Raw genomic sequence first — 18,929 nt, 5'->3', positions numbered from 1 at the left:
TTACGCTCCGGATAGTTTTCTGAAGAGAGAACGCACCCATTCGCGGTGCAGACTCAGCGAACGTCCCATCACCACCACAACCAGCAGCGCCCCTGACAGCGCGCTCGACACCTGGTTGGGGATGCCGACCATCTGTAAACCCTGTTGCAGGTACCCCACCAGCAACGCCGCCAGCGCCGTACCGACAACCGAACCTGACCCGCCGTAGATATTGGCCCCGCCGAGTACGGCGGCGGTGAGCGCGGGCATGAGTAAATCGCGCCCCAGATCCGAGCGCGCGGAACCGAAATAGGAAACCATCACCAGGGCGGCAACCGCCGAGGCTACCCCCACCAGGCCGTACAGCGCATACGGCATGCCGTTCACCGACAGCGCCGCATAGCGCGCCGCGCGCGGGTTCTGCCCAATCAAAAACAGATGCCGACCAAAGCGCCCGCGGTGGGTAATCAGCCAGAAGAAAGCGGTAATCACCGCGAACAGCACCAGCGGGATCGGCAGGCCCACCACCGTGAGGTTAGCGAACGCCGTGAAGCCATCCGGGAAGCCGCCGATCCCCTCGTAGCCCGTCGCCCCCGCCATGCCGGAGAGCAGCAGCGCCCCGCCGCCGTAGAGGTAGAGCGTGCCGAGGGTAATGACCAACGGGCTGATGCCGGTGTAGTGGATCAGCGCCGCATTCACCAGCCCGCACAGCAGGCCGAGCAGCAGCGTCAGAGGGATGGCAACCGCCATCGGCCACCCTGCCTGCATCATCACCCCCAGCGCGATGGCGCACAGGCCGATGGTTGAGCCGAGGGAAATATCGATCCCGCCGCTGATAATCACAAGCGTAAGCGGCAGCGCCACGATGCCAATGCAGATAAAGTCGCTGGTGCTGAACAGCAGCATGTTGATATCAAGCATGCGCGGGTTGATGGCGCCGAAGAGCAGGATCTCCAGCACCAGTAAAATCAGCAGCGCGCTTTCCCAGTTAAGCCTCATTTACGCCACCTCTTTTTTGCGTTTCGGAAACGGGGTAACGTGCTTTCCCCCTTTGTTACCCGGCTGGAAACGGCTGTATTTCAGCGCCCGCTGATGCCGTGAGAGCGCCTGACGCAGCCGCCCGTCGAGCACCAGCACACCCAGCAGCACCAGCCCGGCGATAAAGTCGTTCCACCACGCCGGGAGCCTGAACAGCACCAGCACGGTATCGATTTGGGTGAGGAAGAACGCGCCGAGTAAGGCGCCGACCAGCGTGCCGGTGCCGCCCAGCAGCGAGATGCCACCGAGCACGCAGGCGGCGATGGCCTTCATCTCCAGCCCGCTGCCGGTCTGGTTCGGCACGAAGCCAATCTGTGAGGCAAACACAATCCCGGCGCAGGCCGCCAGCATGCCGTTGAGGGTAAAGGCGATCATGCGGGTGCGGTTCACCGCCACGCCCAGCTGGCGCGCGGCGGCGAGGTTATCCCCCACGGCGTAAAAATCACGTCCAAAGGCGGTGCGCGACAGCGTCCACGCGCCGATGGCCGCGATAATCAACACCAGTATGCCGAGCGGCGAAATGCCGACGGCGGCGGGCTCAGAGAGAGATTTCAGCCCCGGCGGCAGCCCTTCTATCCACTTCCCGCCGGTCCACAGCAGCATCGCCCCACGATACAGCCCCAGCGTGCCGAGGGTGGCGACAATCGCCGGAATGCGCAGGCCCACCACCAGAAAACCGTTGAACGCCCCCGCCAGCGCGCCGAGCGACAGCGCGAAGAGAATGGAAACGGGCAGGCTGTAGCCGCCGTTCAGCGCCACGCCGACGGCAATAGCGGAAAGCCCGACGGTGGAGCCGACGGAGACGTCAATATTGCGGGTCAGCATCACCAGCGCCGCGCCGATAGCCAGCAGGATCAAGATCTGCGAGCTGGCGAATATCATCCCCAGCGTCTGTAAGCTCAGGTAGGACGGGTTCAGCGCCACCAGCACGGCAAAGAGCGCCAGAATGGCGAGAAATGCGCTCAGCTCGCGGTTTTTCAGTAAGATCTTCATGATTGCCCTCCAAACGCCAGCGCCATCATCCGGTCGAGGCTGACGGCCTGGCGCGGCAGCTCGCCGCTGAGTACGCCCTGGTGCATTACCAGCACCCGATCCGCGAGGCCGGGAAACTCATCGAGATCGCTTGAGATCATCAGCACCGCCACGTTCTGCGCCGCCACGCTTTTCAGCAGCTGATAAATATCAGCGCGCGCCGATACGTCCACGCCGCGCGTCGGTTCATCGACGATCAGCAGCAGCGGATTGGCCTCAAGACAGCGCGCCAGCAGCACCTTCTGCTGATTACCACCGGAGAGCGTGCGCACGGTTTGATCCGCATGGTTGAGCTTGATCCCCAGCGCCCGGTGATAGCGTTCCACTACCGCAGACTCCCGCTTTCGCTGCTGCCAGAGCGACGGCTCGTTCAGCGCCACGGTGTTCCAGCGGATCGGCGCGTCGAGAAACAGGCCGGACACCTGCCTGTCTTCCGGCAGATAGACCAGCCCTTTTTGCAGGCGTGAACTGACCGGATCGGCGGTGATCTCCTGGCTCTCCAGCCACACCCGCCCGCCGCGAACCGGACGCAGGCCGTAGAGCGTTTCGGCAAACTCGGTGCGCCCGGACCCCACCAGCCCGGCCAGACCGACAATCTCCCCGGCGTAAATCTCAAGGCTGAGATCGATAAAGCCCTCCCCGGTGAGCGCTTCCACGCGCAGCACGGGAAAATCCTGCGCCTGGGTGCGGCGGTTGCCCGGCAGCGCCAGCCACAGCTTTTGCGTATCGCTCAGGGATGCTTCCCGGCTTACAGGCGTCATGGCGGCGATCAGGGCGTTATCGTCAAAATGCGCAGTTTCGCCGCTGAGCACCACCGCGCCGTCGCGCATCACTGAGACGTGACTCGCCAGCTGTCGAATCTCCGGCAGCTTATGCGAGATAAAAACAATCCCGACGCCAAGATCCTGCAAGGCGCGGATCTGGCGAAACAGCCGTTCGGTTTCACCGGGCGTCAGCGAGGCCGTGGGTTCATCAAGGATCAGAATTCTGGCGTTGCGCATCAGCCCGCGCAGGATCTCCACCATCTGCTGGTCCGCCACCTCGAGGGTGCTGGCGGTAGCGTCGAGGTTAAGCTGGCATTGCAGCTGCCGGAGTTTTTCCGCCAGGCGTTTTTCCCGATCGCGCTCTCGCGGCAGACGAAACAGGATGTTTTCCCGCACCGTCAGGTTGGGAAATAGCAGCGGCTCCTGCGGCACCAGATAAATGCCTAACCTGTGCGCCTGCGCCGGGGTAAGCCGTGCAAAAGACTCACCCGCCACCGAAAGTTCACCGCTATCCGGGGTTTCTACCCCGGCGATGATCTTCATCAGCGTCGATTTTCCCGCGCCGTTACCGCCCATCAGCGCATGCACCTGCCCCGCAAGCAGCGTGAAATCAATGCCTTTTAAGACCGGTACGCCTGAAAACTGCTTGCTGATATCACGCGCGTCGAGAAGTGGTGTCATCATCGCTCCGCTATTGAACAAATGATTTTTAGATTTAATAATGTTCAAAAGCGTAGACGGTGAACTATATTTACAACCGTGCAGGGATCACAGTTTTATCGATTGAGATTCAGATAAAGCGGAAACGATCGAAAAGATCCGTTTTGTCGCGTGGCTCACATTTTCACGTCGCACCATCACGAACATATGATCTAAATTTTTATAAGAGTTCAATTATGAGCGATAAACGCACTGCGGAAGAAGGACGGTTTGCCGGGCTGGCACTGGCGGAAGAGGAGCTGGTGGCGCGCGTGGCCTGGTGCTACTACCACGACGGGCTGACCCAGAACGACATCGGCGAACGGCTCGGGCTGCCGCGTCTGAAGATCTCCCGCCTGCTGGAGAAAGGCCGTCAGTCCGGGGTGATCCGCGTGCAGATCAACTCCCGCTACGAGGGCTGCCTGGCGCTGGAAACCGAGCTGCAACAACGATTTGGCCTGAAGCTGGTGCGCGTGATGCCCGCCCTGAATACGCCGCCGATGAACGTGCGGCTGGGCATTGGCGCGGCACAGTCGCTGATGGGCGTACTGCAACCCGGCCAGCTGTTAGCGGTGGGCTTCGGTGAAACCACCATGAGCAGTCTGCAACACTTAAGCGGTTTTATCAGCTCGCAGCAGATCCGCCTGGTGACGCTCTCCGGCGGCGTCGGGCCGTATATGACCGGTATCGGCCAGCTGGATGCAGCCTGTAGCGTCAGCATGATCCCCGCCCCGCTTCGCGTGTCATCCGCTGAAGTCGCCGGGATCTTAAAGCGCGAAACCAGCGTGCGGGACGTGATCCTCGCCGCCACCGCGGCTGACGTGGCGGTGGTCGGGATTGGCTCGGTAAACCAGCGCCGTGACGCGACGATACTGCGCTCCGGCTATATCAGCGAAGGTGAACAGCTGATGTACGCCCGTAAAGGCGCGGTGGGCGATATCCTTGGCTATTTCCTTAATGCCGAAGGGGAATGCGTTGAGGAGCTGGAGATCCACAAAGAATTACTGGGCGTCACGCTCGATGAACTGGCGCAGCTGCCCACCATCGTAGGCGTGGCCGGAGGGGAAGAGAAAGCCGATGCGATTTATGCCGCACTGAAAGGTCGCCGTATTAATGGCCTGGTGACGGAAGAGACGACAGCCCGCGCGGTGCTGGCTCTGGCCGGATAAGAGCAGCCCTGCGCCTGACACGAGGCAAGCTCATGAGTTACCTTTTAGCGTTAGATGCAGGGACAGGCAGCGTTCGCGCCGTGATTTTTGATTTACAGGGCAACCAGATTGCCGTTGGCCAGGCCGAGTGGAAGCACCTGAGCGTGGAGAACGTGCCGGGCTCGATGGAGTTCGACCTCGACACCAACTGGCGGCTGGCCTGCCGGTGTATTCATCAGGCGCTGGAGCACGCACGCCTGAGCGCGGCGGATATTCAGTCCGTCGCCTGCTGCTCGATGCGCGAAGGGATTGTGCTGTACGACCGCAACGGCGAGGCTATCTGGGCCTGCGCCAACGTCGACGCCCGCGCCAGCCGCGAGGTGGCTGAACTCAAAGAGATCCACGACTACCGGTTTGAATCCGAAGTGTATGATGTTTCCGGCCAGACGCTTGCCCTCAGCGCCATGCCGCGCCTGCTGTGGCTGGCGCACCATCGTCCGGATATTTATCGTAAAGCCGCCACCATCACCATGATCAGCGACTGGCTGGCGGCGAAGCTCTCCGGTGAGCTGGCGGTCGATCCGTCCAATGCGGGCACCACCGGCATGCTGGATCTCTTCTCCCGCGACTGGCGTCCGGCGCTGCTCGACATGGCCGGGCTGCGCGCCGATATCCTCTCCCCGGTGAAAGAGACCGGCACCGTGCTGGGCGCTGTCACCAAAGAGGCCGCGCAGCAGAGCGGCCTGCGCGAAGGCACACCGGTGGTGATGGGCGGCGGCGACGTGCAGCTGGGCTGTCTGGGGCTGGGCGTGGTCCGCGCCGGACAAACGGCGGTTCTCGGCGGCACCTTCTGGCAGCAGGTGGTGAATCTGCCGCAGGTGCGCACCGACCCTGAGATGAACATCCGCGTAAACCCGCACGTCATCCCCGGCATGGCGCAGGCGGAGTCGATCAGCTTCTTTACCGGGCTAACCATGCGCTGGTTCCGCGACGCCTTCTGCGCCGAAGAGAAGCTGATTGCCGAACGAATGGGAATGGACACCTACTCCCTGCTCGAAGAGATGGCGAGCCGCGTCCCGGCGGGCTCCCACGGCGTGATGCCGATCTTCTCCGACGCGATGCATTTTAAGCAGTGGTATCACGCAGCGCCGTCGTTTATTAACCTCTCCATCGACCCGGAAAAGTGCAACAAAGCGACGCTGTTCCGCGCGCTGGAAGAGAACGCGGCCATCGTCTCGGCCTGCAACCTGGCGCAGATTTCCCGCTTCTCCGGCGTGACGTTTGAGAGCCTGGTGTTTGCGGGTGGCGGGGCCAAAGGCGCCCTGTGGAGCCAGATTTTAAGCGACGTTACCGGGCTGCCGGTGCGCGTGCCGGAAGTGAAGGAAGCAACGGCGCTGGGTTGCGCGATTGCGGCAGGTGCTGGCGCGGGGTTGTTTGCGGATATGGCCTCGACGGGCGAGCGGCTGGTGAAGTGGAGCCGCGAGTTCACGCCGAACCCGCAGCACCGCGAGCTGTACGACGGCATGATGCAGAAATGGCAGGCGGTGTATGCCGACCAGCTTGGGCTGGTGGACAGCGGGCTGACGACGTCGATGTGGCAGGCACCGGGGCTGGTGCGGGCAGCGGCGCCGTAAAATACGCCGGATGGCGCTGCGCTTATCCGGCCTACGGTTTGTAGCCCCGGTAAGCGCAGCGCCACCGGGGAAGTTCTTTGAGATCTATCACAATCATTCGATCCCGCTTTTACCTTTCCGCTGCCGCTGGCTAAATTAGTAACTCATCCGACCACATAACAATAATTTTACACTGGAAGAAACTATGAGCCGCTACCCGTCGTTATTCGCCCCTCTCGATCTGGGGTTCACCGCCCTCAAAAACCGCGTGCTGATGGGCTCGATGCACACCGGGCTGGAGGAGCGTCCGGACGGGGCTGAACGTCTGGCAGCCTTCTATGCCGAGCGCGCGCGCCACGGGGTGGCGCTGATTGTCACCGGCGGCGTAGCCCCTGCCCCTTCCGGGGTGACGATGGAGGGCGGCGCAGTGTTGAACGATGCGTCACAGCTGCCGCATCACCGCATTGTGACCGACGCGGTCCATAGCGAGGGCGGCAAAATCGCCCTGCAAATTCTGCATACCGGACGCTACAGCTATCAGCCGAACCTGGTTGCACCCTCGGCTATTCAGGCGCCGATTAACCGCTTTACTCCCCATGCCCTCAGCCACGACGAGATCCTGGCGCTGATAGACGATTTTGCCCGCTGCGCGGCGCTGGCGCGGGAAGCGGGCTACGACGGCGTTGAGGTGATGGGCTCGGAAGGCTATCTGATCAACGAATTCCTCGCCGCACGCACCAACCAGCGCGACGACGAATGGGGTGGCGACTATGCCCGCCGGATGCGTTTTGCCGTGGAGGTGGTGCGCGCGGTGCGTGAACGTGCGGGTGCGGATTTTATTATCATCTTCCGCCTGTCGATGCTCGACCTGGTGGAGGGCGGCGGCACGTTCGACGAAACCGTGCAGCTGGCGCAGGCGATTGAAGCCGCTGGCGCCACCATCATCAACACCGGGATTGGCTGGCACGAAGCGCGCATCCCGACCATCGCTACGCCGGTGCCGCGCGCGGCGTTCAGCTGGGTAACGCGCAAGCTGAAAGGCATAGTCTCCGTTCCACTGGTCACCACCAACCGCATTAACGATCCGCAGGTGGCGGAGGATGTGATCTCACGCGGCGATGCCGATATGGTATCGATGTCGCGCCCGTTCCTCGCGGATGCCGAACTGCTCTCCAAAGCGCAAAGCGGCCGTGCGGACGAGATTAATACCTGCATCGGCTGCAACCAGGCGTGTCTGGATCAGATCTTCGTCGGCAAGGTCACCTCCTGCCTCGTTAACCCCCGCGCCTGCCATGAAACCAAAATGCCGATCGTTCCTGCGGTCAACAAGAAGCGTCTGGCCGTGGTGGGTGCAGGGCCGGCGGGCCTGGCGTTTGCAGTCAATGCCGCCTCGCGCGGGCACAGCGTGACGCTGTTTGATGCGCTGGCGGAAATCGGCGGGCAGTTTACTATCGCCAGACAGATCCCCGGCAAAGAGGAGTTCTACGAAACGCTGCGCTATTACCGCCGGATGATCGAGGTGACGGGCGTCGATCTGCGGCTTAAACAGTTTGTCAGCGCGGCGGATCTGATCGGTTTCGACGAGGTGATCCTCGCGAGTGGGATCGCCCCGCGCACGCCTGCGATCGAAGGCATCGATCATCCGAAGGTATTGAGCTATCTGGATGTATTAAGGGACAAAGCGCCGGTTGGCGAGAAGGTGGCGATCATCGGCTGCGGCGGGATCGGTTTTGATACCGCGATGTATTTAAGCCAGCCGGGCGAAGCCACCAGCCAGAACATCGCTGAGTTCTGCGTGGAATGGGGCATTGATACCAGCCTCAGTCAGTCCGGTGGTTTACGCCCGGAAGGTCCGCAGCTGCCGAAAAGCCCGCGTCAGATTGTGATGCTCCAGCGTAAAGCCAGCAAGCCGGGTGAAGGTCTGGGAAAAACCACGGGCTGGATCCACCGCGCCACCCTGCTCTCGCGCGGGGTAAAGATGATCCCGGGGGTGAGCTACCAGAAGATCGACGACGACGGGCTGCACGTGCTGATCGGCGGCGAACCGCAACTGCTGCGCGTGGATCATGTGATTTTGTGCGCCGGGCAGGAGCCGAAGCGGGATCTGGCGGATCCGCTGCGTGAGGCGGGGAAAACGGTGCATTTGATCGGCGGGTGCGATGTGGCGATGGAGCTGGATGCGCGGCGGGCAATTGCGCAGGGGACGAAGTTAGCTCTGGCGATCTAGGGCATTGCCGGGCGGCGCTTCGCTTGCCCGGCCTACGGGTTCGAGGCCATTGTAGGCCCGGTAAGCGAAGCGCCACCGGGCATCAGGCCGCACATACCCAATCTTACCGACGACGCCCCAGCTTCACCGATTTCAGCACCACGAATTTGTTATTGGTGGCAATGGTGACGCAGTTGCCGAAAATCTTCTTCAGCTTGTGGAAGTAGTCCAGGTGGCGGTTGGCCACGATATACAGCTCGCCGTTGATTTTCAGGCAGCGGCGCGCGTGGTGGAACATCTCCCACGCGACGTTATCCGTCAGGGCGTGCTTCTGGTGGAACGGCGGGTTACAGAATACCGCGTTGAAGCGGAAAGGCTCTACGCCCGACAGCGCGTTATTGATCATAAACTCGCAGCGATCCAGTGCCTCCGGCAGGTTGGTTTCCACGTTCAGACGGCTGGACGCCACCGCCATTGGCGATTCGTCGCTGAACACCACGCTGGCCTCCGGGTTCTTCGCCAGCAGCGTCAGGCCAATCACGCCGTTACCGCAGCCGAGATCAACGATTTCCCCTTCCAGGTTTTCCGGCAGGTGTTCCATAAAGAAGCGTGCGCCGATATCCAGACCGGTGCGGGAGAAAACGTTCGCGTGGTTGTGGATGGTCCAGTCGGTGCCTTCCAGCTTCCAGCTCAGCGTCTCCGGCGCGTCGGCCAGCGCCGGTGCGCTGAAGGTACAGTTGATCAGGCGCGCTTTTTTCCAGGCAAGCGTCGTGGTGGTCGGGCCGAGCACTTTCTCGAACAATTCCAGCGTCGAGGTGTGAATATCGCGCGCTTTGGCACCCGCGATAATACGCGTATCCGGCATCACGACCTTACGCAGCGCGCGAAGCTGCTGCTCCAGCAGCGCCATGGTTTTGGGCACTTTAATCAGCACCACGCCCGGCGCCTGCGGGTAGTCCGCGGTGCTGTCGAGGAACTTCACGCTGGATTCTTCGATATCGTTGTGACGCAGGTTTTCACGCGTCGCCAGCTCGCTTAAGTAAGAATCGCCGATACTGTAAGGCGCATGTTCCGCCAGCGCGCAGGCCAGCGCGCCAAACGCGTCATTCAGGATCAGAACCGGGCCGCTGATTTCAGTCCCATCCAACTGTTGCAGCAGATATTCATCCGCCGCTTCCCACGCCTGAAGCGGGTTAACGTCGTCCGTTTCCGGGAAACGTTTAAGGTTGAGTGAACGGAAACCGTTGTCTAAGTGGCTCATCGGCCCTCCTGAATGGTAAAATTTGGCGTATCCCTGAAAAGGGTGCGTGAGTATACCCGTTTTCACACTATTTTGGGGTTTTGATGAACCAGCTGACTTATCTCCAGGGCTATCCGGAGCATTTACTTTCCCAGGTTCGTGACCTGATTGCCGCGGGAAAGCTCGGTGCGGTGCTGGAGAAACGCTACCCGGGCACGCATGATTTCGCGACTGACAAAGCCCTCTGGCAGTATACGCAGGATCTGAAAAACCAGTATCTTAAGAGCGCTCCGCCGATCAACAAGGTGATGTACGACAATAAGATCCACGTGCTGAAAAACGCGCTCGGCCTGCATACCGCCATCTCCCGCGTACAGGGCGGCAAGCTGAAGGCCAAAGCGGAGATCCGCGTCGCGACCGTCTTTCGCAATGCGCCGGAAGCCTTTCTGCGGATGATCGTGGTGCACGAGCTGGCGCACCTGAAAGAGAAAGAGCACGACAAAGCGTTCTACTCACTGTGCTGCCATATGGAGCCGCAGTACCACCAGCTGGAGTTTGATACCCGTTTGTGGCTGACGCATTTATCGTTAAAGAGTAATGCGCAGTAGCGCACGCGAAATGTCATGATGACGTGCTACAGTGGCTTTAGGTTCCCTGCTACGGAGTACGTAAACGTTTATGATACGTTTCGCAGTCATCGGTACGAACTGGATCACGCGCCAGTTCGTCGACGCCGCCCACGAAACCGGCAAATATAAGCTCACCGCAGTCTATTCCCGCAGCCTTGAGCAGGCGCAGAGTTTTGCGAATGACTACCTGGTTGAACATCTGTTCACCTCGCTCGATGAGATGGCGCAAAGCGACGCCATTGACGCGGTCTATATCGCCAGCCCGAATTCTCTGCACTTCCCGCAAACGAAGCTGTTCCTCAGCCACAAAAAGCATGTGATCTGCGAGAAGCCGCTCGCCTCGAATATTGAGGAAGTGGAAGCCGCCATTGCGCTTGCCCGCGAAAACCAGGTGGTACTGTTTGAAGCGTTCAAAACCGCCAGTCTGCCGAACTTCCTGCTGTTGCAGCAATCGCTGCCGAAAATTGGCAAAGTGCGTAAAGCCTTTATCAACTACTGCCAGTATTCCTCGCGCTACCAGCGCTACCTGGACGGCGAAAACCCGAACACCTTTAACCCGGCCTTCTCGAATGGCTCGATTATGGATATCGGTTTTTACTGCCTGGCCTCTGCGGTCGCCCTGTGGGGTGAACCGCACGGCGTAACCGCCACCGCCAGCCTGCTGGAAAGCGGCGTGGATGCACACGGCGTTGTGGTGCTGGACTACGGTGATTTTAGCGTGACGTTGCAGCACTCGAAGGTCAGTGACTCCGTACTGCCAAGCGAAATTCAGGGCGAAGACGGCTCGCTGGTGATCGAAAAAATCTCCGAATGTCAGAAGCTAAGCATCGTTCCCCGCGGCGGCAAAGCGCAGGAGCTGACGCAGCCTCAGCATATTAACACTATGCTCTATGAGGCAGAGGTCTTCGCCCGTCTGGTAGAAGACAACGAAGTGAACCACCCGGGGCTGGCGATCAGCCGCACCACGGCGAAGCTGCAAACGGAGATCCGCCGACAGACTGGCGTGATCTTCCCCGCAGACGGCGTGAATGTGGAAGCCGTCGCGTAAAACTGTGTAATGAAATCGTGCAGACCATTGACGAAACCGATGGTCTGACATAATTTGTTACCTGCAAAGGGGAGTAACTTCTTCGCCGGTGGATCGTCATTACGATGCGTGCAAAACCGCATCCGGTCGCCGGGCAACCTTCGTGGTTGTAAGTGAGACCTTGCCGGAAGGCGAGGTCTATGCATAAAAAGCTAACGGCTATCGTCTTCTGACCATGGCCGTTTTTGTTTTTTATGTGTAAGGAAAATAGTATGCATTCTGTCGGCACTCCAATGCTGTGGGGCGGATTCGCGGTTGTCGTGCTCATCATGCTGGCAATCGACCTCTTTTTGCAGGGTCGTCGCGGCGAGCACGGCATGAGCGTCAAGCAAGCCGCCGTCTGGTCGCTGGTATGGGTTACCCTCTCACTCCTCTTCTGCGCCGCCTTCTGGTGGTATCTGGCCTCAACCGAAGGCCGCGCGGTGGCCGATCCTCAGGCACTCGCCTTCCTCACCGGCTATCTGATTGAAAAAGCGCTGGCGGTTGATAACGTCTTCGTCTGGCTGATGCTGTTCAGCTACTTCGCCGTGCCTGCGGCTCTGCAACGTCGCGTGCTGGTGTACGGCGTGCTGGGCGCTATTGTCCTGCGTACCATCATGATCTTCGCCGGTAGCTGGCTGATTACCCAGTTCGAATGGCTGCTGTATGTGTTTGGCGCGTTCCTGCTGTTCACCGGGGTAAAAATGGCGCTGGCGAAAGAAGACGATACCGGTATCGGTGATAAGCCGCTGGTGAAGTGGATCCGGGGTCATCTGCGCATGACGGACAAGATCGAGAGCGAGCATTTCTTCGTGCGTAAGAACGGCCTGCTGTTCGCCACCCCGCTGCTGCTGGTGCTGATTCTGGTCGAACTGAGCGACGTGATTTTCGCGGTGGACAGTATCCCCGCTATCTTCGCGGTCACTACCGACCCGTTCATCGTGCTGACCTCAAACCTGTTCGCCATCCTCGGCCTGCGTGCGATGTATTTCCTGCTGGCGGGTGCGGCAGAGCGCTTCTCAATGCTGAAGTACGGTCTGTCGGTGATTCTGGTGTTTATCGGTATCAAGATGCTGATCGTCGATTTCTACCATATTCCGATCGCCATTTCGCTCGGCGTGGTGTTTGGCATTCTGCTGGTGACGCTGATTATCAATACCTGGGTTAACCGCCAGCACGATAAGAAGCAGCAGGCTTAGTGCGTTTTGCCCGGTGGCGCTACGCTTACCGGGCCTACAACGTCACCCCGTAGGCCGGGTAAGCGCAGCGCCACCCGGCACTTTCGTTAACCAATAGTTAAAAAACATGACGCAACACGTAAAATCCAGCATTTTACGCTTCCGCCTTTCGCTGCTTTCCCTGATACTCAACCAGGCAAACAAATACTTACATCCGGACACAAATGTGACTTAGAGCACATCCAGGATGGAACGCAATTTCACTCAGGAATAACGTATGAGCACACAATCACGCGGTCTGTTCGCGCGCCTGGCGCAGGGCAGTCTTGTAAAACAAATTCTGGTCGGGTTGGTACTGGGTATTCTGCTGGCGATGGTGTCAAAACCTGCCGCGGAAGCGACGGGGCTGCTCGGCACCCTTTTCGTTGGCGCACTTAAGGCCGTCGCCCCGGTACTGGTGCTGATGCTGGTGATGGCGTCGATTGCCAACCACCAGCACGGACAAAAAACCAACATTCGCCCTATTCTGTTCCTGTATCTGCTGGGAACCTTCTCTGCTGCCTTAACGGCCGTGGTGTTTAGCTTCCTGTTCCCGTCCACGCTGCACCTGACCAGCGCGGCCGGTGATATCACCCCGCCGTCCGGGATTGTGGAAGTGCTTCGCGGTCTGCTGATGAGCATGGTCTCTAACCCCGTCACCGCGCTGATGAACGCGAACTACATCGGCATCCTGGTCTGGGCGATCGGTCTGGGCTTCGCGCTGCGTCATGGTAACGAGACCACGAAAAACCTGGTGAACGATATGTCCAACGCTGTCACCTTTATGGTGAAGCTGGTGATTCGCTTTGCGCCAGTCGGGATCTTTGGTCTGGTCTCCTCCACGCTGGCAACCACCGGTTTCGATGCACTGTGGGGCTACGCGCAGCTGCTGGTCGTCCTGGTCGGCTGTATGCTGCTGGTGGCGCTGGTGATCAACCCGCTGCTGGTGTTCTGGCAGATCCGCCGCAACCCGTATCCGCTGGTGCTGACCTGCCTGCGTGAAAGCGGCGTGTATGCCTTCTTCACCCGCAGCTCGGCGGCAAACATTCCGGTCAACATGGCGCTGGCGGAGAAGCTGAATCTGGATCGCGATACCTATTCGGTGTCGATTCCTCTGGGTGCAACCGTGAACATGGCAGGTGCGGCGATCACCATCACCGTGCTGACGCTGGCGGCGGTGCATACGCTGGGCATTCCGGTGGATCTGCCAACCGCGCTGCTGCTGAGCGTCGTTGCATCACTGTGTGCCTGTGGCGCATCCGGCGTGGCGGGCGGCTCGCTGCTGCTGATCCCGCTGGCCTGTAACATGTTCGGTATTCCGAACGAGATTGCCATGCAGGTTGTCGCGGTCGGCTTCATTATCGGCGTATTGCAGGATTCCTGCGAAACCGCGCTGAATTCCTCTACCGACGTGCTGTTTACCGCAGCGGCCTGTCAGGCGGAAGACGCGCGTTTAGCGAAGAACGCCCTGCGCAGTTAAAAAGAAAAGCCCGGTGGCGGCTACGCCTTACCGGGCCTACAGGGTTTAGTAGGTCGGGTAAGCGCTAGCGCCACCCGACAAAGCACTTATAGCGTCACACCACTCTTAAAGATCGCCAGCTCGCGGAAGTCGTTCTTCTCGTTGCAGGTCTGCCTGCCGCTGGCAAATTCCACAATCGTGTCCACGAATTCGCTCAGCAGCTGCGGCATCGCTTTGCCGTGAATCAGCTGGCCGGCATCAAAGTCGATCCAGTGTTTTTTCTTCGCCGCCAGCTCGCTGTTAGTGGCGATTTTCACCGTTGGCACAAATCCGCCGTACGGCGTGCCGCGCCCGGTACTGAACAGCACCATGTGACAGCCCGCTCCCGCCAGCGCACTGGTGGCGACCGCATCGTTGCCCGGTGCGCTCAGCAGGTTCAGACCGTGCGTTTTCAGCCGTTCACCGTAACGCAGCACGTCCACTACCTGGCTGGCGCCCGCTTTCTGGGTGCAGCCCAGGGATTTCTCTTCCAGCGTGGTGATCCCACCCGCCTTGTTACCCGGCGACGGGTTCTCATAAATCGGCTGGTTATGGGCGATGAAGTACTGTTTGAAATCGTTGACCATGGTGACGGTCTTCTCAAAGGTCTCTTCGTCGCGGCAGTGGCTCATCAGAATGCGCTCTGCGCCGAACATCTCCGGCACTTCGGTCAGCACCGTGGTGCCGCCGTTGGCAATCACGTAATCTGAGAAGCGGCCCAGCATCGGGTTAGCGGTAATGCCGGAAAGCCCGTCAGATCCGCCGCACTCCAGGCCAAACTTCAGTTCACTCAGCTTGCCCGGCTCGCGCTTGTCGTGACGCATCACCTCATACAGCTGGTGCAGCTGTTCAACGCCCGCTTCCACTTCGTCGTCCTGGTGCTGACACACCATAAAGTGCACGCGCTCAGGATCGAACTCGCCCAGCGTGTCGCGGAAGGCGTCGACCTGATTGTTTTCACAGCCGAGGCCAATCACCAGCACCGCCCCCGCGTTCGGGTGGCGCACCATATTTTGCAGCATGGTGCGGGTATTGATGTGGTCGTCGCCCAGCTGGGAACAACCGTAGGTATGGCTGAACAGATGCACGCCGTCGGTGCTTTCAGCATTGTTGGTCTCTTTCAGGAAACGCGTCTGAATTTGACGCGCGATCCCGTTCACGCAGCCGACGGTCGGGAGGATCCACAGTTCATTGCGGATCCCCACCTCCCCGCTGGCGCGGCGGTAGATCTGCACCTCACGATCGGCCGCCTGTCCTTCTTCTGCCTGGAAGTCAGGTTGATAGCTGTACTCGTCCAGATCGCTGAGATTGGTGCGGGTATTGTGGGAATGAATGTATTCACCCGGCGCAATATCCGCCAGCGCATGACCGATGGGCAAACCGTACTTCACCACGTTCTCCCCTTTCGCGATGGGGATCAGGGCAAACTTATGTCCACGTCCAATGGCCTGGCGTAACGTCACCGACTGGTTGTCGAAGGTCACTTCCGTCCCTTCGGCTAAATCGGCCAGCGCGACGGCAACGTTATCCAGCGAATGGATTTTGATGTATTGCATATCAACCTCAAACGGCCTTAGTTCAGTTCAATGGCGAAGTAGTCACGCGCATTGTTAAAGCAGATGTTTCTCACCATTTCGCCCAGCAGCTGGATATCCGCTGGCGCTTCGCCCGCGTGCACCCAGCGGCCAATCATCTGGCACAGAATGCGGCGGAAATATTCATGGCGGGTATAGGAGAGGAAACTGCGGCTGTCGGTCAGCATGCCAACGAAGCGGCTCAGCAGGCCGAGCTGCGCCAGCTGCGTCATCTGACGCTCCATGCCGTCTTTCTGATCGTTAAACCACCAGCCGGAACCGAACTGCATCTTGCCCGGCATCCCTTCGCCCTGGAAGTTGCCGATCATAGTGCCCAGCACTTCGTTATCGCGCGGGTTCAGGCAGTACAGAATGGTTTTTGGCAGCAGGTTTTGCTCGTTCTGTTTGCTCAGCAGTTTTGACAGCTCTTCCGCCATCGGACGGTCGTTGATGGAGTCAAAGCCTACGTCCGCGCCCAGCAGTTTGAACTGACGCTGGTTGTTATTACGCAGCGCGCCGATGTGATACTGCTGAACCCAGCCGCGACGGGCATATTCCGCACCGAGGAACACCAGCACCGCGGTTTTAAACTGCGCCACTTCGTGCTCGCTCAGGGCTTCGCCGGAGAGACGACGCGCCAGAATACTGTCCAGCTCAGCTTCACTGGATTCCGCGAACAGCACTACGTCCAGCGCGTGGTCAGACACTTTACAGCCGTGTGCGGCAAAGTGATCCAGACGTTTGGTCAGCGCGGTTTGCAGATCGCCAAAACGACGGATATCGGTATCCGAAACTTCCGCCAGCTTCGCCATGTAGTCGTTAAAGGTCGGCAGCTCGATGTTGAAGGCTTTATCCGGGCGCCAGCTTGGCAGCACTTTGATGTCAAACGTGCTGTCCTTGGCGACAACAGCGTGATGCTCCAGAGAGTCGACCGGATCGTCGGTGGTGCCCACCATCTTCACGTTCATCTGCTGCATGATGCCGCGCGCCGAGAAGCTATCCTGCGCCAGCAGTTCGTTGCACTGATCCCAGATTTCATCCGCCGTGGCGGGAGAGAGCAGCTTGCCGGTGATACCAAACGGACGACGCAGTTCGAGGTGCGTCCAGTGGTATAACGGGTTACCGATGGTGTGAGGAACGGTAGCGGCCCAGGCGTCAAACTTCTCGCGATCGGTCGCGTCGCCGGTACACAGGCGCTCGGCCACGCCGTTGGTGCGCATTGCGCGCCACTTATAGTGGTCACCCTTCAGCCAGATATCATACAGGTTTTTGAAACGGTAATTTTCGGCAACCTGCTGCGGCGGTAAATGGCAGTGGTAGTCGAAAATTGGCTGGTCTTTTGCGTAGTCGTGGTACAGGCGGCGAGCAAATTCGGTATCTAGCAGAAAATCGTCGGTCATAAACGGTGTCATTATCGTCTTCCTCATTACGGGAGCGTCAGAAAGCTTATGTTCAGATGCTGCAAAGTTATCACACCAATTTCCAGAGTCCGACGTTTTTTTCGTGAGTTAGATCAATAAACGTCGACAAATAAATTACCCTCAAAGGGGTAAACCCTCTCGCAGGCCGCGCCAGTTCTGGCTTTACGCGCGCCGCATAATGTCCCTACAAAGATTCACACTTTTGTGATGTCACTCACCTTTTAAAGTTGTATGACAAGTTATCTTTTCGCCGTCGCAAACTATAAGCCGACGGAATGCATTACCGGTGTTTGATACATCGGATTTAACGGTACGGAAGCCGACTTAGCACGATTACTTATGGCAAGGTTCGGGCCGTTCCGGGACAGGTTCCCGGTTACGCCCCTCCCGTTACAGAACAGCTCCCGACAACGGTTGAGTTGTTGCCGTGTCCCGACACGGAAATAACATAACGATGAGGTTTTACATGCGTAAAATTAAAGGGTTACGTTGGTACATGATCGCACTGGTGACGCTCGGCACCGTGCTGGGCTACCTGACACGTAACACCGTGGCAGCAGCGGCGCCAACGTTGATGGAAGAGTTACATATCTCCACGCAGCAATACTCTTACATCATTGCGGCTTACTCTGCCGCTTACACCGTAATGCAGCCTGTTGCAGGTTATGTTCTTGATATTCTGGGTACAAAAATTGGTTATGCCTTCTTCGCTGTAGCCTGGGCCGTCTTCTGTGGGGCGACCGCGCTGGCCGGCAGCTGGGGCGGACTGGCGCTGGCGCGTGGTGCGGTAGGTGCTGCCGAAGCAGCGATGATCCCCGCGGGTCTGAAAGCCAGCTCTGAATGGTTCCCGGCAAAAGAGCGTTCAATCGCTGTCGGTTACTTCAACGTGGGCTCCTCCATCGGGGCGATGATTGCTCCGCCACTGGTGGTGTGGGCGATTGTGATGCACAGCTGGCAGATGGCGTTCATCATCTCCGGTGTGCTGAGCTTTGCCTGGGCCATGGCGTGGCTGATCTTCTATAAACACCCACGCGATCAGAAAAAGCTGTCTGACGAAGAACGTGACTACATTATCAATGGTCAGGAATCTCAGCATCAGACCGACAACGGCAAAAAGATGTCCGTCTGGCAGATCCTGGGCACCCGTCAGTTCTGGGGTATCGCCCTGCCACGCTTCCTGGCAGAACCGGCCTGGGGTACGTTTAACGCCTGGATCCCGCTGTTCATGTTTAAAGTTTACGGCTTTAACCTGAAAGAGATCGCGATGTTCGCCTGGATGCCAATGCTGTTTGCAGACCTGGGCTGTATCGTCGGCGGCTACCTGCCACCGCTGTTCCAGCGCTGGTTTGGCGTGAACCTGATTGTGTCCCGTAAGATGGTGGTCACCATGGGCGCCCTGCTGATGATCGGCCCGGGCATGATCGGCCTGTTCACCAGCCCTTACGTGGCTATCGCCCTGCTGTGTATCGGGGGCTTTGCTCACCAGTCTCTGTCCGGTGCGCTGATTACGCTCTCGTCCGACGTGTTTGGTCGTAACGAAGTCGCTACCGCCAACGGCCTGACCGGTATGGCCGCCTGGACCGCAAGTACCCTGTTTGCGCTGGTGGTCGGCGCGCTGGCAGATACGATTGGTTTCAGCCCGCTGTTCGCGGTACTGGCTATCTTCGACCTGATGGGTGCGGTGGTTATCTGGACGGTGCTGAAGAGCAAATCCGCCGATGAACTGGCGAAAGAGTCCCTTGGGGGACCGGCGACGCAGAGTTAGCGTTGTTGTGCCGGGTGGCGGCTACGCCTTACCCGGCCTA

Annotated in this window: 14 protein-coding genes; 8 read left to right on the top strand and 6 right to left on the bottom strand. The window is 59.2% G+C overall.

The features are described from left to right. The 3 genes from lsrD to lsrA are packed head-to-tail and all read right to left on the bottom strand — an operon-like array spanning position 1 to position 3,494. Entirely contained in the window at positions 1 to 978 is a 978-nt protein-coding gene (gene lsrD / locus SK62_RS02410; RefSeq protein ID WP_032655179.1) for an autoinducer 2 ABC transporter permease LsrD, read from the bottom strand. Continuing rightward, positions 979 to 2,010 carry an autoinducer 2 ABC transporter permease LsrC gene (gene lsrC / locus SK62_RS02405; protein WP_032655182.1) on the bottom strand — a complete coding sequence of 344 codons (1,032 nt, stop codon included), beginning with the start codon at positions 2,008 to 2,010 and terminating at the stop codon, positions 979 to 981. It abuts the gene before it with no gap. Beyond that, positions 2,007 to 3,494 (bottom strand): autoinducer 2 ABC transporter ATP-binding protein LsrA, encoded by a 1,488-nt coding sequence (gene lsrA, locus SK62_RS02400; protein ID WP_032655185.1) that lies wholly within the window; start codon positions 3,492 to 3,494, stop codon positions 2,007 to 2,009. Before lsrA ends, lsrC begins: the two co-directional genes overlap by 4 nt. Positions 3,495 to 3,709: 215 nt before the next feature. Here lsrA and lsrR point away from each other — a divergent pair, with 215 nt between their 5' ends. The 3 genes from lsrR (at position 3,710) to SK62_RS02385 (ending at position 8,500) form a co-directional block, all read left to right on the top strand. Beyond that, positions 3,710 to 4,681 carry a transcriptional regulator LsrR gene (lsrR, locus tag SK62_RS02395; protein ID WP_015571933.1) on the top strand — a complete coding sequence of 324 codons (972 nt, stop codon included), beginning with the start codon at positions 3,710 to 3,712 and terminating at the stop codon, positions 4,679 to 4,681. A gap of 32 nt (positions 4,682 to 4,713) precedes the next feature. Beyond that, positions 4,714 to 6,294, top strand: a complete 1,581-nt coding sequence (gene lsrK, locus SK62_RS02390) for an autoinducer-2 kinase (protein WP_045348120.1) — start codon at positions 4,714 to 4,716, stop codon at positions 6,292 to 6,294. A 184-nt stretch (positions 6,295 to 6,478) separates the two neighbouring features. Next, positions 6,479 to 8,500, top strand: a complete 2,022-nt coding sequence (locus tag SK62_RS02385) for an NADPH-dependent 2,4-dienoyl-CoA reductase (RefSeq protein ID WP_047719105.1) — start codon at positions 6,479 to 6,481, stop codon at positions 8,498 to 8,500. Between the two features lie 103 nt (positions 8,501 to 8,603). Here the strand turns inward: SK62_RS02385 and rlmG are convergent, their stop codons facing one another. Continuing rightward, positions 8,604 to 9,740 (bottom strand): 23S rRNA (guanine(1835)-N(2))-methyltransferase RlmG, encoded by a 1,137-nt coding sequence (gene rlmG / locus SK62_RS02380; protein WP_047719106.1) that lies wholly within the window; start codon positions 9,738 to 9,740, stop codon positions 8,604 to 8,606. Between the two features lie 83 nt (positions 9,741 to 9,823). Here rlmG and SK62_RS02375 point away from each other — a divergent pair, with 83 nt between their 5' ends. The 4 genes from SK62_RS02375 (at position 9,824) to sstT (ending at position 14,111) form a co-directional block, all read left to right on the top strand. Then, a complete protein-coding gene (locus SK62_RS02375) occupies positions 9,824 to 10,327 on the top strand; it encodes a YgjP-like metallopeptidase domain-containing protein (RefSeq protein WP_003862622.1) in 504 nt (167 codons plus the stop codon). A 70-nt stretch (positions 10,328 to 10,397) separates the two neighbouring features. Then, positions 10,398 to 11,396 (top strand): Gfo/Idh/MocA family protein, encoded by a 999-nt coding sequence (locus SK62_RS02370; protein ID WP_003862623.1) that lies wholly within the window; start codon positions 10,398 to 10,400, stop codon positions 11,394 to 11,396. 251 nt (positions 11,397 to 11,647) lie between these two features. Next, positions 11,648 to 12,613, top strand: a complete 966-nt coding sequence (locus tag SK62_RS02365) for a TerC family protein (protein WP_017382424.1) — start codon at positions 11,648 to 11,650, stop codon at positions 12,611 to 12,613. A 256-nt stretch (positions 12,614 to 12,869) separates the two neighbouring features. Further along, on the top strand, positions 12,870 to 14,111 hold the full coding sequence (gene sstT / locus SK62_RS02360) for a serine/threonine transporter SstT (RefSeq protein ID WP_017382425.1): 1,242 nt from the start codon (positions 12,870 to 12,872) through the stop codon (positions 14,109 to 14,111). Positions 14,112 to 14,197: 86 nt separating this feature from the next. Here the strand turns inward: sstT and SK62_RS02355 are convergent, their stop codons facing one another. Further along, positions 14,198 to 15,685, bottom strand: coding sequence for a UxaA family hydrolase (locus SK62_RS02355; protein WP_047719109.1), 1,488 nt, complete (start codon positions 15,683 to 15,685; stop codon positions 14,198 to 14,200). A 17-nt stretch (positions 15,686 to 15,702) separates the two neighbouring features. Continuing rightward, positions 15,703 to 17,115 carry a glucuronate isomerase gene (uxaC, locus tag SK62_RS02350; RefSeq protein ID WP_017382427.1) on the bottom strand — a complete coding sequence of 471 codons (1,413 nt, stop codon included), beginning with the start codon at positions 17,113 to 17,115 and terminating at the stop codon, positions 15,703 to 15,705. 475 nt (positions 17,116 to 17,590) lie between these two features. On the opposite strand from uxaC, the gene SK62_RS02345 reads away from it, so the two are divergent. After that, positions 17,591 to 18,889, top strand: a complete 1,299-nt coding sequence (locus SK62_RS02345; RefSeq protein WP_015571942.1) for an MFS transporter — start codon at positions 17,591 to 17,593, stop codon at positions 18,887 to 18,889. The last annotated feature ends 40 nt before the right edge of the window (positions 18,890 to 18,929 follow it).

It is taken from the genome of Enterobacter sp. BIDMC109 (genome assembly GCF_001037885.1).
Taxonomy (GTDB): Bacteria; Pseudomonadota; Gammaproteobacteria; order Enterobacterales; family Enterobacteriaceae; genus Enterobacter; species Enterobacter hormaechei_C.
Note: the sequence above shows the minus strand (reverse complement) of the source record. Positions and strands in the feature narration are given on the sequence as shown.